This window comes from Endozoicomonas sp. ONNA1 (assembly GCF_024606325.1).
Classification (GTDB): Bacteria; Pseudomonadota; Gammaproteobacteria; order Pseudomonadales; family Endozoicomonadaceae; genus Endozoicomonas_A.
In genome coordinates this window covers 1-1,384 of sequence record NZ_JAHHPN010000171.1, presented here as the reverse complement: position 1 = coordinate 1,384, position 1,384 = coordinate 1, and the positions used below count along the sequence as shown (strand labels likewise).

At 50.3% G+C, this 1,384-nt stretch carries 1 protein-coding gene; it reads right to left on the bottom strand.

Annotated features, from left to right (window positions below; genetic code table 11):
* A partial coding sequence (locus KDK19_RS03920; RefSeq protein WP_257291379.1) for a 3-hydroxyacyl-CoA dehydrogenase NAD-binding domain-containing protein occupies nt 1-1,384 on the bottom strand: 1,384 nt, incomplete at both ends.

The window sequence follows — 1,384 nt, the reverse complement described above, 5'->3', positions numbered from 1 at the left end:
CCTTTCTTGTCCTGCTCGTATTTGTAAAAGCCGACGTTGGTCTTCTGTCCGTAACGCCCCTTCTCATACATCACATCAATAGCGTTCTTCCAGTCACGGGACATACGATCCGGGAAGCCTTCAGCCATCACTTTTTCAGCATGGGAGCCTGTATCAATACCGACAACATCAAGCAGGTAGGCAGGACCCATTGGCCAGCCAAACTTCTCCATAACTTTGTCGACTTTCTGGAAGTCAGCACCGTCTTTCACCAATGAAGCGAAGCCGCCGAAGTATGGGAAAAGCACACGGTTAACCAGGAATCCGGGACAGTCGTTAACAACGATAGGCACTTTGCCCATCTTCTTGGCATAGGCGACAACGGTTGCAACCGTTTCTTCGCTGGTTTTCTCACCACGAATCACTTCAACCAGAGGCATGGCGTGAACCGGGTTAAAGAAGTGCATGCCACAGAATTTTTCCGGTCTTTTCAGATCCTTAGCCAGTTCTGTTATAGAAATGGTTGAAGTATTAGAAGCCAGAACAGCGTCTTCACTGACGTGATTTTCTACTTCACCCAGTACCGCTTTCTTGACATTGACATTCTCGACAACCGCTTCCACAACGACATCGACATCACCAAACTCACTGTACGACAAAGTTGGAACAATGTGATTGAGAACCTCACCCATTTTCAGAGGGTCCATACGACCACGGGCTACTCGCTTGGACAGCAGTTTGCTGGCTTCGGCCAGTCCCAGGTTCAGACCATCCTGAGCGATGTCTTTCATCAGAATAGGAGTGCCCTTGTAAGCAGACTGGTAAGCAATGCCACCGCCCATGATACCGGTACCCAGAACAGCGGCCTTCTCAACTTTACCCGCCTGCCTGGTCAGTTCCTTGGTCTTCTTCTTGAGCATCTGGTCGTTCAGGAACAGTCCCACCAGAACATCAGAGACAGGTGTCTTGGCCAGTTTAATGAAACCTTCAGCTTCGACTTTCAGAGCTTCATCTCTTGGCAGCTCAGCATGCTTTTTGATGGCTTTAACAGAAGCCGCGGGCGCTGGCATATGTGGACCGGCCTGCTGCTTGACAACCGCCATGGTTGTTTCAAAAGCCATCAGAGATTCCAGCAAAGGTAGCTTGAGTGGTGAACGTTTTTCATCTTTACGGGCATTAAAGTCCAGTTCACCTGCCAGACAACGTTTGATAATGGCTACAGCAGAATCCACTAGCTTTTCGGTTTCAACCACTGCATCTACAGCCCCTACTTTCAGAGCTGCTTCAGGCTTCTGCTCGCGACCAGCAGCAATCCACTCGACAGCGTTATCTACGCCGATCAGACGTGGCAGACGGACAGTCCCACCCCAGCCCGGGTAGATGCCCAGTTTGACTTCAGGCAGAC